Genomic DNA, 13,352 nt, shown 5'->3' on the forward strand with positions numbered 1-13,352 from the left:
AACCGTCCGAAGACGGTTTTTTTCATCAGATGCACGCCTTATTTCAGACCGGACATCTTCTCGATCGCGCCCTTCAGCTCTTCATCCGAGCAATCGGCGCAGGTGCCTTTCGGCGGCATCGAATTGATACCGGTGATGGCTTTGGCAAGGATGCCATCAAGGCCGCCTTGGTGATCCGCACGTTCTTTCCACGCGGCCGTGTCACCGATCTTCGGCGCACCCAACAACCCGGTACCGTGGCAAGCGTTGCAATGTTTGGCAATCACTTCGTCGGGGGTTTTCGCGCCGCCACCGCCGCCGGCAGTCGCAGCCACTTCCATCCCTTTGCATTCCTGACCTTGAACGCACACCTGGCCGACAGGCTCGAGGCGTTTGGCAATGTCGTCATTCGTCGCAGCTTGAGCGCTGACAGCCCAGAGGGCCAGTACGGTTGCTGGTGCAGCCAGCATTTTCATAATTAGGTTCACGCGTTCACCCTCAATGGTGGCTATTCACGCCTGCGGCCACGGTTCGCAGGCGGGCGCAAGTATAGCGGGTAGCCCGCCACACTGAAACAACCCCATGATTAAAGGGGTCTTGTTGCGCATCGGTAAAACAGCTTGGGTGCCTTTGCCGTAGTGGCCTGGCGCCTCTTGGTTTAAAAGTTTGCCGGCGTGGCTGCGCTGATTAGTCGCGCAGGCAAGTCGAACGGATTACGGAAACGATGCGGCTTGGTACTTTCAAAGTAGTAGCTGTCGCCGGCTTCGAGAATAAAAGTTTCAAGGCCCACCACCAATTCCAGACGACCCTCCACCAGAATCCCGGTTTCCTCGCCTTCATGGGTGAGCATTTCTTCGCCGGTATCAGCGCCCGGCGGGTAGATTTCGTTGAGGAAGGCGATGGCGCGACTGGGGTGCGCGCGGCCGACCAGTTTCATGGTCACGGCGCCGTCGGAAATGTCGATCAGCTCGTTGGCCTTGTAGACGATCTGGGTCGGAACTTCCTGCAGGATTTCTTCGGAAAAGAACTCGACCATGGACATGGGAATGCCGCCCAGCACCTTTCTCAGCGAACTGATCGAAGGGCTGACGCTGTTCTTTTCGATCATCGAAATGGTGCTGTTGGTGACGCCCGCGCGTTTGGCGAGTTCACGCTGGGAAAGCCCTTTGAGCTTGCGGATCGATTGCAGTCGTTCACCGACGTCCAAGGCGCGAGCCTCCTGATGTTGTAAGAATATTGAGCGTTATCATGGCGACAGCGTTCAGTATTTACAACACTTGGCCCCCGCAGCGGCGTCAACCCTCGGAATAGAGCCTTGGCACTCGACGCAGGTTGCAGAAGATCTGGTACGGGATGGTGTCGGCCCACTTCGCCACTTCACTGGCGAGGATATTTTTCCCCCAGAGCTCAACAGTCGAACCGAGACCGGCTTCCGGCACATCGGTAAGATCGATGCAAAGCATGTCCATCGACACGCGACCGATAATGCGACTGCGTTTACCGGCCACCAAAACCGGGGTGCCGGTCGGCGCCTGACGCGGGTAGCCGTCGGCGTAACCCATGGCGACCACGCCGATGCGCATCGGTTTGTCGGTGATGAATTTGGCGCCGTAGCCCACCGGCTCACCGGCCGGCAATTCGCGCACGCTGATGACTTTCGATTCCAGGGTCATCACCGGTTGCAAACGATCGGCAACAGCATTGGCTTCTTCGAACGGGGTCGCGCCGTAGAGCATGATGCCCGGACGCACCCAATCACTATGAATCTGCGGCCAGCCAAGCACAGCGGGCGAGTTGCGCAGACTGACTTCAGCCGCCAGCCCCTGACGCGCCGCTTCAAATACCGCGACTTGCTCGATGCTGCTCTGCGCGTGCAGTTCATCGGCGCGGGCGAAGTGGCTCATCAACACAATTTTCGCCACTTTGCCGCTGGCCAGCAGACGCTGATAAGCCGCCGGATAATCCTTTGGATGCAACCCGACGCGGTGCATGCCCGAATCGAGCTTCAGCCACACGGTGATCGGTTTGCTCAGCGCGGCCTGCTCGATCGCTTCGAGCTGCCAGAGCGAGTGCACCACCGTCCAGAAATCATGCTCGACGATCAGCGCCAGCTCATCAGCTTCAAAAAAGCCTTCAAGCAACAACACCGGCGCACGAATGCCAGCGGCGCGCAGCTCCAAAGCCTCTTCGATGCAAGCCACGGCAAAACCGTCGGCCTCGGCTTCCAGCGCCTGGGCGCAGCGCACCGCGCCATGTCCGTACGCATCGGCCTTGATCACCGCCAGCGCCTTGGCGCCGGTGACTTCGCGGGCAATTCGGTAGTTGTGGCGCAGGGCTTCTAGGTCGATCAGGGCACGGGCAGGACGCATGGCGGCAGACTTCTAGGCGGTCATGGGAATAAAAACCGGCGCCGACTGACGACGTGAACCGCCAACAGCGCCGGGAGAGGGATCTTTACAACAGTTACGGCAGCGCGGCGACGATAGAGATCTCTACCAGAATGCTCGGCTTGGCCATTTTCGCCTCAACGGTCGCGCGGGCCGGGGCGGCGCCTTTTGGCAGCCACTGATCCCACACCGAGTTCATCCCGGCGAAGTGCTCATCGATGCCGTTCAGGTAAATCGTTGCCGACAACAGGTGTTGCTTATCGGTGCCGGCCAGATCAAGCAAGCGTTCGATATTGGCCAGAACGTCGCGGGTCTGCTGTTCAATCCCGGCATTGAAGTCGTCGCCGACCTGCCCGGCCAAATACACGGTGCCGTTGTGGCTGACGATCTGACTCATGCGCTCATTGGTGAGCTGGCGCTGGATTGACATGTTTTGCGGACTCCTGAATTTTGTTGCCGTAACGGGAAATATCGAGGCCTTCGGCACTGATCTGCGGCTTTTTCTTCGCCATCAGGTCGGCCAGCAAGCGACCGGAACCGCATGCCATGGTCCAACCGAGCGTGCCGTGACCGGTGTTGAGGAACAGATTCTTGAACGGCGTGGCGCCAACGATCGGCGTGCCATCCGGCGTGGTCGGACGCAGACCGGTCCAGAAACTCGCTTCGGCCAGATTACCGCCCTGAGGATAAAGGTCGTTGACGATCATCTCCAGGGTTTCGCGGCGGCGCGGGTTCAGCGACAGGTCAAAACCGGCGATCTCGGCCATGCCGCCGACGCGGATGCGGTTGTCGAAACGGGTGATCGCGACCTTGTAGGTCTCGTCGAGAATAGTCGAAGTCGGCGCCATCGCCGGGTTGGTGATCGGCACGGTCAGCGAGTAACCCTTGAGCGGATACACCGGGGCTTTGATGCCCAGCGGCTTGAGCAGTTGCGGCGAGTAGCTGCCAAGCGCCAGCACGTAGCGGTCGGCGGTTTCCAGCTTACCGTCGATCCACACGCCGTTGATGCGATCACCGGCGTAGTCGAGTTTCTGGATGTCCTGGCCGAAGCGGAATTCCACACCCAGTTTCACCGCCATTTCGGCGAGGCGCGTGGTGAACATCTGGCAGTCGCCAGTCTGATCGTTCGGCAGGCGCAGGGCACCGGCGAGGATGTCAGTGACACCCGCCAGCGCTGGCTCGACGCGGGCAATGCCGGCGCGGTCGAGGACTTCAAACGGCACGCCGGATTCTTTCAGCACGGCGATGTCTTTGGCGGCGCCATCAAGCTGAGCCTGAGTGCGGAACAACTGAGTCGTACCGAGGCTGCGGCCTTCGTAGGCGATGCCGGTTTCGGCGCGCAATTCGTCGAGGCAGTCGCGGCTGTACTCGGACAGACGCACCATGCGCTCCTTGTTCACCGCGTAACGGTTGGCGGTGCAGTTGCGCAGCATCTGCGCCATCCACAGGTACTGGTCGATGTCGGCGGTGGCTTTGATCGCGAGAGGGGCGTGGCGTTGCAGCAGCCACTTGATCGCTTTCAGCGGTACGCCCGGCGCGGCCCACGGCGAGGCGTAGCCCGGCGAGACCTGGCCGGCGTTGGCGAAGCTGGTCTCCATGGCCGCAGCCGGCTGCCGGTCGACCACCACTACTTCGAACCCGGCACGGGCCAGATAGTAAGCACTGGCGGTACCGATGACGCCGCTACCCAAGACCATTACGCGCATTTTTGTATCCCTCATCGCGGCGGGGCCGCGTACGTCTGTTGTTAGAGCAATGATGCGCGCAGTTTAAAAAAGAAATGCCAGTGCTTTTCACTATATAAGCGCCTATATTTGGCGACAATTCTCGGCAAAAACCCTTTTCACGGAGGCGCATCCCCTATGCGTACCAACACTCAGACCAAACGTGAGCTGGACAAGATCGACCGCAACATCTTGCGGATCCTGCAGGCGGACGGGCGGATTTCCTTTACCGAACTGGGCGAAAAGGTCGGGCTCTCGACCACGCCGTGCACCGAGCGCGTGCGGCGTCTGGAGCGCGAAGGGATCATCATGGGCTACAACGCCCGGCTCAATCCGCAGCACTTGAAGGGTAGCTTGCTGGTGTTCGTCGAGATCAGCCTCGACTACAAATCCGGCGACACGTTCGAGGAGTTCCGCCGCGCGGTGCTGAAGTTGCCGCACGTGCTGGAATGCCATTTGGTGTCAGGGGATTTCGACTATCTGGTGAAGGCGCGGATTTCCGAGATGGCCTCGTACCGCAAGCTGCTGGGCGACATTCTGCTGAAGCTGCCGCATGTGCGGGAGTCGAAGAGTTACATCGTGATGGAAGAGGTTAAGGAGAGCTTGAGCCTGCCGATTCCAGATTGAGCACCGCGACGATCGTTCCCACGCTCTGCGTGGGAATGCCTCTTCGGACGCTCCGCGTTCGGCATTTGGGACGCAGAGCGTCCCGGGCTGCATTCCCACGCAGAGCGTGGGAACGATCATGATGCATTTCTCTGTAGGAGCTGCCGAAGGCTGCGATCTTTTAAACCAGCACCTGCCGATTCGCCGTCATGTACTCGAATATCTGCTTCTCCACCCGTGGATGAATCAGCTCCACCGGCCGCCGCTCATTCGGGCAAGGCAAAGTCTTGGTCGTACCAAACAACCGGCAGATCAACGGCCGCTCTTCATACACCGTGCAGCCATTCGGCCCCAGGTGCACGCAGTTCAGCTCTTCCATCGCCGCATCCTGCTCAGCGCGGGTCTTGCGCGGCAGACGAGCCATTTCTTCCGGCGAGGTGGTCACCGGCCCACAGCAATCGTGGCAGCCGGGCACGCACTCGAACGAGGGAATCTGCTGGCGCAAGGTGCGGACTGTCTGGCTGTTGCAGCTCATCGAAACGGTAACCAAGGTGAAATAGGCGGCAATTGTGCCGCAAAAGCCGTGATCCAGACACCGCAGGCCGACCAGTGTTGCCCCCGTTCGGGCGTGCGGCTTATGCTCCGTCAAATTTTCTCGACACCCCCGCCTCAGGATGACGCCCATGACCGCCCGCGCCCACACCTCCGCGAGCCAACCTCACGTTGCCTCTTACTACGCCGCCAGCAGCTTGCCGCAGCCGGATCATCCGCTGCTGCAAGGCGACGTGGTGGCCGACGTCTGCGTGGTCGGCGGCGGTTTTTCCGGGTTGAACACGGCGCTGGAACTGGCTGAACGCGGACTCAGCGTGGTGTTGCTGGAAGCGCACAAGATCGGCTGGGGCGCCAGCGGTCGTAACGGCGGGCAGTTGATTCGCGGCGTCGGCCACGGTCTCGATCAGTTCGCCAACGTCGTCGGCAGCGACGGCGTGCGCGAAATGAAACTGATGGGCCTGGAAGCGGTGGAAATCGTCCGCCAGCGCGTCGAGCGTTTTCAGATCGCCTGCGACCTGACCTGGGGCTACTGCGACCTCGCCAACAAACCATCCGACCTCGAAGGTTTTGCCGAAGACGCCGAAGAGTTGCGCGGCCTCGGTTATCCCTACGAAACCCGTTTGCTGCAAGCCAACGAGATGCACACGGTGGTCGGCTCCAAGCGCTATGTCGGTGGTTTGATCGACATGGGTTCAGGGCATCTGCATCCACTCAACCTGGCGTTGGGCGAAGCAGCGGCGGCGCAGCAATTGGGTGTGAAACTGTTTGAACACTCGGCAGTGACCCGTATCGATTACGGCCCGGAAGTCAAAGTCCACACCGCCCAAGGTTCGGTGCGGGCGAAGACGCTGGTGCTCGGCTGCAACGCTTATCTGAATGATCTGAATCCGCAACTCAGCGGCAAGGTTCTGCCCGCCGGCAGCTACATCATTGCCACCGAACCGTTGAGCGAAGAGCAGGCGCACAACCTGCTGCCGCAGAACATGGCGGTCTGTGACCAGCGAGTGGCGCTGGATTACTACCGACTCTCGGCGGATCGTCGCTTGCTGTTCGGCGGTGCCTGCCATTACTCGGGGCGTGATCCGAAAGACATCGCGGCGTATATGCAGCCGAAGATGCTCGAAGTGTTCCCGCAACTGGCGGGCGTGAAGATTGATTATCAGTGGGGCGGGATGATCGGCATCGGCGCCAACCGTCTGCCGCAGATTGGCCGACTCAATGACCAGCCGAACGTGTATTACGCCCAGGCCTATTCCGGACACGGGGTGAATGCCACGCACCTGGCGGGCAAGTTGCTGGCTGAAGCGATCAGTGGGCAGCACGGCGGTGGCTTTGATCTGTTTGCCAAAGTGCCGCACATCACCTTCCCGGGTGGCAAGCATTTGCGCTCGCCGTTGTTGGCGTTGGGGATGTTGTGGCATCGCCTAAAAGAGTTGGTCTGAACCACCCCCTGTTGATCGTTCCCACGCTCTGCGTGGGAATGCATCCAGTGACGCTCCGCGTCACAGCGGACGCAGAGCGTCCGGGGCGGCGTTCCCACGCAGAGCGTGGGAACGATCGGTGTCGTTCAGATCTGCCAGAACGGCTTCAACCCCTCCTCCTGCGCCTGCTCACGCGTCAACCCGATGTCCTTGAGCTGATCCGCCGTCAGGTTCAGCAACGCCCTGCGCGTGTGCAGGCGATGCCACATCAGACCCCAGCGGCTCAGGCCGGACGGTGCGTTACGCATGATCTCATTGCGCGCACGTTCCTTCTGCCCTGCCGCCAGTTCCTGACTGTGTAACGTCAGCCGCACATCGCTCAAGCCGTTCATTTTTGTCGCTCCTGTTTACTTGGGTAGCCAGAGATTCCATGATGCGCGGGCGAGCAAAACCATTACAGATTCAAAGCGACTGTATTAACTCCATACAGATTTACCGCTTTGCAGACTGAATTGACGATTTTTCTCGCATCTGTACTGGTCTTCCGAATCACCTGCACCGAGGCAGCGCAATGACCCTCTACGTAAACCTCGCCGAATTGCTCGGCACGCGCATCGAACAAGGCTTCTATCGCCCCGGCGACCGCTTGCCGTCGGTGCGCGCCTTGAGCGTCGAACACGGGGTCAGTCTGAGCACGGTGCAGCAGGCCTATCGCATGCTCGAAGACAGTGGTCTGGCCACGCCGAAACCCAAGTCTGGCTACTTTGTGCCGGTCGGTCGCGAGCTGCCGGAGTTGCCCGCCGTCGGCCGTCCGGCGCAGCGGCCAGTGGAAATTTCGCAGTGGGATCAGGTGCTGGAATTGATTCGCGCCGTGCCGCGCAAGGACGTCGTGCAACTCGGTCGCGGCATGCCCGACATCAGCACGCCGACCATGAAACCGTTGTTGCGCGGCCTCGCCCGCATCAGCCGTCGCCAGGACATGCCCGGTCTGTATTACGACAACATCCACGGCACCCTCGAACTGCGCGAACAGATTGCCCGGTTGATGCTCGATTCCGGCTGCCAGTTGAGCGCCAGCGACCTGGTCGTGACTACCGGTTGCCACGAAGCTTTGTCCACCAGCATTCACGCGATCTGCGAGCCGGGCGACATCGTCGCGGTGGATTCGCCGAGCTTCCACGGCGCCATGCAGACCCTCAAAGGTCTGGGCATGAAAGCCCTGGAAATCCCCACCGACCCGCTCACCGGCATCAGCCTTGAAGCGCTGGAACTGGCGCTCGAACAATGGCCGATCAAAGCCATCCAGCTCACCCCGAACTGCAACAACCCGCTCGGCTACATCATGCCGGAGTCGCGCAAACGCGCGCTGCTCACCCTCGCCCAACGCTTTGACGTGGCGATCATCGAAGACGATGTCTATGGCGAACTGGCCTACACCTACCCACGTCCGCGCACGATCAAATCCTTCGACGAAGACGGTCGCGTGCTGCTCTGCAGTTCGTTTTCCAAGACTCTCGCGCCGGGGCTGCGCATCGGTTGGGTCGCGCCGGGGCGATACCTCGAGCGCGTGCTGCACATGAAATACATCAGCACCGGATCGACCGCGCCGCAGCCGCAGATCGCCATTGCCGAATTTCTCAAATCCGGCCATTTCGAACCACATTTGCGGCGGATGCGCTCGCAATACCAGCGCAATCGCGACGTGATGATCGATTGGGTGACGCGCTATTTCCCCGCCGGCACTCGCGCCAGCCGTCCACAGGGCAGCTTCATGTTGTGGGTCGAATTGCCGGAAGGTTTCGACACACTGAAACTGAATCGTGCGCTGCTTGATCAAGGCGTACAGATTGCCGTCGGCAGCATCTTTTCCGCCTCGGGCAAGTACCGCAATTGCCTGCGCATGAACTACGCGGCCAAACCGACAGCGCTGATTGAAGAGGCGGTGCGCAAGGTCGGTGCGGCGGCGATCAAACTGCTTGCCGAGTCCGAGCTCAGTCCAGTCTGAACACGCCTTCGCCGTCCAGTCGGGTCAGATCCGCGACCCGACTGGCCTCGTTGCTGATTTGCCCCTCAACCTCGAACTCGACCTCCAGACGCCTGCCGCTCGCCAGCAGCGGCAGAAGACGCTCGCTGGGCCGCAACACGTCGTGCTCCCCGGCCCTTTGCGTGACAACACCGTCGACGCGCACCGCCATCACCTTGAGCCGCAACGTGCCAATGCCGAAGCGATAACGCTCGGCGTCAGCCCCCGGCGCATCGAAGCGCAATGTCAGCGGTGACGCCTGCTCGCAGATAACCTGCACTTGCACCCGGCGACTGCCAAAACTCAGTTCATTGGCACCGGCACTTTGCTGCAACAACGCGCCCCGGTCGGTCAGGCCAAAATCAAACGCAGGCGGACTGACTCGCACCTCGCATGCTTGGCCCTGCGCCCACGCCGCCGTGCAGCACAGCCACAGCATTGCCACGCTCGAAACGTTGAAAACAGTCATCGGATAATTCCTCAATCATGCCTCGCTGCAACGCGCGGACGCAGATTCGTAAAGCTCATCGGGATCGGCTTCTTCAGCCAGTTCGAAGGTCAGATGACAGCGCGAGCCATCGGCCTTTTGCACATGTAGCGCAGCGTCCGCCTGAATGTCGGAAAGAAAAATCCGTCCGTCATCGAGCACGCTGGTGACGTAGCGGCCTAGCTCATCAAACACGCCAAAACCCTTGCCGACGACTTGATCATCGGCCGTGTGTGCGTGCAGTAAAACGCGCCGGGACGTAACCATGTGAAACTCCAGCCGCTGCACCGAGCCGCGCGCCGCTGCGATCTCGCGGTAGCCGTTGAGCACGTCGACATTGCGCGCCAGGCTCGCGGTGTCGATCTCCACCCGCGTGTTGCGATAGGCCGGCACGCTGGCCACCACCGCGCGCCCGGCGGCGTCCGTCCACACCGGCCCGTAAGGCGTGCGCAACTTGACCCCGGCGGCATCTCCGGCCTTGAGCAAGGCAAAGGTCTCGCGCACGGTGTAGGGCGATAAGGTCAGGCCTTCGCTGTGCAACGCGACGCCGCCGCGCGCGCCGAAGTCGTAACCGGTCGAACCGGAGCCGCGCTGCGAATAACCCAGATCAACCTGGGTGTAACGCGGCAGGAGGTTGAGCCGGCCACTGACATCCGCCTCGCCGTTTTCCGGGCGCTCGACCGTGGCGCTGTAGGCCACGGCGTCGTTGATCTGCTGATTCAGACGCAAGCCGCTGCGGGTGCCGCTGAGGTCGTCCTTGCGGACAAAACTGCGCAGCGCGCCGCTGCGACCCATCGGCACGCTGATCGTCAGATAGGTCGCAAAACCACGGCTGTCATGCGCCGAACCGCCCATGTCACGCTCAAGACTCAACGACACGCTGGTGCGCTGAAACATCCGTGACCACGAGGCGCTGAGACGCGAACTGGTGTCGTCTTCAAAATCGGTGAAGCGTGAAAATCCACCGGAAAACGAGCCCAGCAATAGGCTCGCGCCGCTGAGTCCAAGGGTCATCTGGTTGCGAATGCGTTGATCCGGTTGATCGGTGTCGCGATTCCACGTGGTATCGGACAACGTGCGAAAACCCTGCACTTGCTGAGTGACCGACAGGTTCGCCGAGACGCGCTCGGTCAGCGCCGTGCTCAGGCTGAACTGGAACTGCGCGCCCAACTGATCTTCACGACGGGCGCGGGACACCACCTGACGCAGTCCCAGCGCTGTGCGCGGCAACAACGGAATTTGCAGCGCCATCCCGGCCGATTGATAGTCGCTGCCGAGCATCGCGCCCGCCGTCAGTTGCTTGCCGGCGGCCAAACGCCAATCCTTGCTCGCCGCGACGAAATCAGGTGCGTCGCGATCATCGCGGGCATAGCGACGAACACGTCCCGCCGTCACCGCGAAACCCGGCTGGCGGCCCGGTGCCAAACCAGCAAGGCTGTCGCCGGGAACGATAAAACTACGCTGCTGGCCATCCTCTTCGTACACGGTGACTTCCAGATCCAGACTCTGGCTGAGCAGCGGCAACCCCACCAGCGAAAACGGCCCCGGCGGCACCAGCGTGGTGTAGATCAGCGCGCCGTTCTGCCGAACCTCGACCCGAGCGGCAGAATAAGCGATGCCCTCGACGTGGGCGCCTTCACTGTCCGCTGCCAGCTCCCCCAACGCGGCTTCAGGCTGCAATTGCACACCGGTGAAAGCCTCGCCGGCAAACAATGGCGAGGCCATGTTGAGCTGACCGAGTTGCAGGTTGGTTTGCAGCGACTCGAAGGTGCGCGAAGCGTAGGCATACAGATGCTCGGTCTGGCTGCTGCCATCGAACGCCGCGTAAGACTGACGGCTGCGCAGCGCCCAGTCGTTGATGTTCAAACCCAGCTCGGTGTTGAGGCTGCGGTAATGTGTGGTCTGGCCAACGTATTCGTTGCCCAGCACCAGCGCGTCGTAGTTGAACAGCGCAGCGCTACCACCGTGCGCGTAGTTGCGACGCGCCGTAGCCGTCGGCGCCACGAGCCCGGTGGGCAGCAGCAGATCGATCTGTTCCTTGCCCGGATCAAGCCGCGCGATCACGCCGTCGAAGCTGTCGACAAAGCGCTTGCACTCCAGGTTCGGCAGCGCCTCGACGCGCATGTTTGCCTGTTCGAGCAACGTCTCGGTGGTGCACAACTCGCCCTGCTCGTCGAACGTCGCCAGCACCCGTCCCTTGGGCACGCCGTTGACGCTGAGCAGCAGCGAATGCGTCCCCTGCTGAAAGCGCGGCGCGTCCTGAAAGTATTCCGCCAGTTGCAGATCGAGCCCACGGGCGCGCAACACGTACGGGTCGAAGGTGACCGAATCGGCCAAGCTGTTTGCCGACGCCAACAGGCTGAGCAGCGCAAGGCTGTGACGGTAATTCATTCACCGGTCACCAGTGGCGCATCGAAATTGCCGGCAGCGAAACCGTACATCGTCGCCGGGTACAGACGCACTTGAGTCGCCGTCGTGGGCAGCGGCGATGCGGACGTCAGGCGCAGCAGTTCGCCGGGCAAAATGTAGCTGCGGCCCAGATCCACCGAAGCATCGCCGGGCAGCAGATTGACGGTATTGGCCAGCCGCACCACGTAAGGGCTGGGATTGCTGACCTGCAGTTGGGTGTCCTGCACTGACCACTTCAGCAGCGTCCATGGCTGGCGTTCGATGGGCAGATTCTTCGGGCGCAGAATCGCGGGAATGTTCTGTTTTACGGTAAGGCTGACCCGCGCGTTGCTGCCCTTTTCCAGCGGCTGAATGCCTTCGAAAATCACCCGTTTCAGGCGCTCGGTTTGCAGCGGCTCAGCGCTGCGCAGAATGAATCGCACCAGTTGCGTGCCACCGCTTTCCACCCGAGCTACTGGCGGGGTCAGCAGCAACAGCAGCTCGGTGTCTTCCGGGACATTTTCAATGCTCGTGTGCAAGAGAGCCGGGAGCGGTTCAGTGTTGGTGATGTTGATACTGGCTTCACCAGTGGACTCTTCGAGAATCAGGATCGGCGTTTGCGGCACCATGCCGGCGGCGTCGGCCACGGATGTTGCGCTCGATAGAAGCAGCACCGCCATCAGGGCGGTGGTTGAAAAACGTTGAATTTGAGGCATGACGATTCCCTGGCGCCCCATTTTTCGCACCGTCGGCGCAAGGGCCCATCGTTGAAACACAAACGTAAAAAGGTGCGCCTGTGGCGCAGAAAAACGACGCACCGCAAGGACTGCGGCGCGTGTTTGATCAGGTCGAGAGTGTGCTCACGACATCCCTGGACTCAGAGGTAAACCAGCTCGAACGTCGCGGAGCCGTCCAGAGTGATGTCCGAGCCTGTAGGCAGCGCATTCGCCGGGCCGACGACTGGAACCAGTGTCATTGGAAGGGTGTGGATGCGGCCGTTGCTTGGGCCTTCAGCAATGCTACGTCCCCAGGAATAATGCAGATAACCACCGCTGGAAGCGTTTTTGCCGACAAGCGTCGAACTCGGCTGATTCCAGGTTGGCCCACCAATTCCGCCACCTTGTTGGTACATGAGGCTCATCGCTGCGCTGTCCACCGTTGGCGTGCCATGACGCAAGCCGTAACCACCAATTTTCACCCCACTGGCGGCGCCCATTCCGTAGATGTACATGTCTTCTGCACGGCCATCGATGGTGATGCCTTGTAACTGCGTCGCCGCCTGGTTGTCGTGCACTTTCACGGCGACCGGCACCTGCCCATTGCAGGTCATGCTCAGGGTGATGTTTTTCAGTCCCAGCTCTGTTTGTACATCGGCGTTCAGATCCGCCGCCGAAATCTTGCCCAGATCGACAATGCTGCCGCCAGCAAAACTCGGCGTGCACGCCGTAGGAATAATCGTGCCGCTAACCGTGAGGCTGGCACTTTCTGCGAGGGCAAGAGCAGGCAACAACGTAGCCACCACCGTGGCGCTGATGAAAAGCTTTTTCATGAGAAATTCTCGTTCCGTAAGAATTAAAAGGACGACAGCAAGTAGTGCTTTGTCTGGCGGAAAATAGCGAAATTTCCTGCCTGACAACGCCTAGCCATTATTGCGATTTGCCCCGATTTTCGATGTAAGACGAAGTTACAAAGCACCCAGAGAAAATTCGCCTGAGGCCGTAGCTGACAGGAGTAGGAGAAATGCCCTACTTCAAAAATTCTCTTTTCCTGCCCGTCGGCCATTGC

At 60.7% G+C, this 13,352-nt stretch carries 14 protein-coding genes; 3 read left to right on the forward strand and 11 right to left on the reverse strand.

Going from position 1 to position 13,352, the window contains the following annotated elements; translation table 11 throughout:
- Positions 1–38: 38 nt before the first annotated feature.
- The 5 genes from KFS80_RS24310 to dadA all read right to left on the reverse strand — a co-directional run bounded on the left by KFS80_RS24310 (position 39) and on the right by dadA (position 4,072).
- Positions 39–455, reverse strand: a complete 417-nt coding sequence (locus tag KFS80_RS24310) for a c-type cytochrome (RefSeq protein WP_159814952.1) — start codon at positions 453–455, stop codon at positions 39–41.
- 182 nt (positions 456–637) lie between these two features.
- A complete protein-coding gene (locus tag KFS80_RS24315; RefSeq protein ID WP_008086779.1) occupies positions 638–1,186 on the reverse strand; it encodes a cupin domain-containing protein in 549 nt (182 codons plus the stop codon).
- 88 nt (positions 1,187–1,274) lie between these two features.
- Positions 1,275–2,348, reverse strand: a complete 1,074-nt coding sequence (gene alr, locus KFS80_RS24320; protein ID WP_212546217.1) for an alanine racemase — start codon at positions 2,346–2,348, stop codon at positions 1,275–1,277.
- A 94-nt stretch (positions 2,349–2,442) separates the two neighbouring features.
- Positions 2,443–2,796 carry a RidA family protein gene (locus KFS80_RS24325; RefSeq protein WP_053125004.1) on the reverse strand — a complete coding sequence of 118 codons (354 nt, stop codon included), beginning with the start codon at positions 2,794–2,796 and terminating at the stop codon, positions 2,443–2,445.
- Positions 2,768–4,072 (reverse strand): D-amino acid dehydrogenase, encoded by a 1,305-nt coding sequence (gene dadA / locus KFS80_RS24330; protein WP_064389549.1) that lies wholly within the window; start codon positions 4,070–4,072, stop codon positions 2,768–2,770. Before dadA ends, KFS80_RS24325 begins: the two co-directional genes overlap by 29 nt.
- Positions 4,073–4,228: 156 nt before the next feature.
- Here dadA and KFS80_RS24335 point away from each other — a divergent pair, with 156 nt between their 5' ends.
- The gene (locus KFS80_RS24335; protein WP_003177284.1) at positions 4,229–4,717 is read left to right on the forward strand and encodes an Lrp/AsnC ligand binding domain-containing protein; all 489 of its coding nucleotides are present in this window, start codon (positions 4,229–4,231) and stop codon (positions 4,715–4,717) included.
- A gap of 160 nt (positions 4,718–4,877) precedes the next feature.
- Here KFS80_RS24335 and KFS80_RS24340 read toward each other — a convergent pair whose 3' ends face one another.
- The gene (locus KFS80_RS24340; protein ID WP_212546218.1) at positions 4,878–5,231 is read right to left on the reverse strand and encodes a YkgJ family cysteine cluster protein; all 354 of its coding nucleotides are present in this window, start codon (positions 5,229–5,231) and stop codon (positions 4,878–4,880) included.
- Positions 5,232–5,379: 148 nt separating this feature from the next.
- On the opposite strand from KFS80_RS24340, the gene KFS80_RS24345 reads away from it, so the two are divergent.
- Positions 5,380–6,690, forward strand: a complete 1,311-nt coding sequence (locus KFS80_RS24345) for an NAD(P)/FAD-dependent oxidoreductase (protein ID WP_212546219.1) — start codon at positions 5,380–5,382, stop codon at positions 6,688–6,690.
- A gap of 125 nt (positions 6,691–6,815) precedes the next feature.
- Here KFS80_RS24345 and KFS80_RS24350 read toward each other — a convergent pair whose 3' ends face one another.
- Complete coding sequence (locus tag KFS80_RS24350) at positions 6,816–7,061, reverse strand: DUF1127 domain-containing protein (RefSeq protein WP_053125010.1); 246 nt, start codon at positions 7,059–7,061, stop codon at positions 6,816–6,818.
- Between the two features lie 179 nt (positions 7,062–7,240).
- On the opposite strand from KFS80_RS24350, the gene KFS80_RS24355 reads away from it, so the two are divergent.
- Positions 7,241–8,674, forward strand: a complete 1,434-nt coding sequence (locus KFS80_RS24355) for an aminotransferase-like domain-containing protein (protein WP_053125012.1) — start codon at positions 7,241–7,243, stop codon at positions 8,672–8,674.
- On the opposite strand, the gene KFS80_RS24360 is transcribed toward KFS80_RS24355, so the two are convergent.
- From KFS80_RS24360 to KFS80_RS24375, 4 genes are all read right to left on the reverse strand, one after another.
- Positions 8,661–9,161 (reverse strand): DUF1120 domain-containing protein, encoded by a 501-nt coding sequence (locus tag KFS80_RS24360; protein WP_212546220.1) that lies wholly within the window; start codon positions 9,159–9,161, stop codon positions 8,661–8,663. The two genes, KFS80_RS24355 and KFS80_RS24360, sit on opposite strands and share 14 nt — an antisense overlap.
- A gap of 15 nt (positions 9,162–9,176) precedes the next feature.
- Positions 9,177–11,570: a fimbria/pilus outer membrane usher protein gene (locus tag KFS80_RS24365; protein ID WP_212546221.1), complete on the reverse strand. Its 2,394-nt coding sequence runs from the start codon at positions 11,568–11,570 to the stop codon at positions 9,177–9,179.
- Positions 11,567–12,283, reverse strand: a complete 717-nt coding sequence (locus KFS80_RS24370; protein ID WP_212546222.1) for a fimbria/pilus chaperone family protein — start codon at positions 12,281–12,283, stop codon at positions 11,567–11,569. The genes KFS80_RS24365 and KFS80_RS24370 overlap by 4 nt, the downstream gene beginning before the upstream one ends.
- 161 nt (positions 12,284–12,444) lie before the next feature.
- Positions 12,445–13,116, reverse strand: coding sequence for a DUF1120 domain-containing protein (locus KFS80_RS24375; protein WP_212546223.1), 672 nt, complete (start codon positions 13,114–13,116; stop codon positions 12,445–12,447).
- Positions 13,117–13,352: the final 236 nt, after the last annotated feature.

It is taken from the genome of Pseudomonas rustica (genome assembly GCF_018336155.1).
Lineage (GTDB): Bacteria > Pseudomonadota > Gammaproteobacteria > Pseudomonadales > Pseudomonadaceae > Aquipseudomonas > Aquipseudomonas rustica.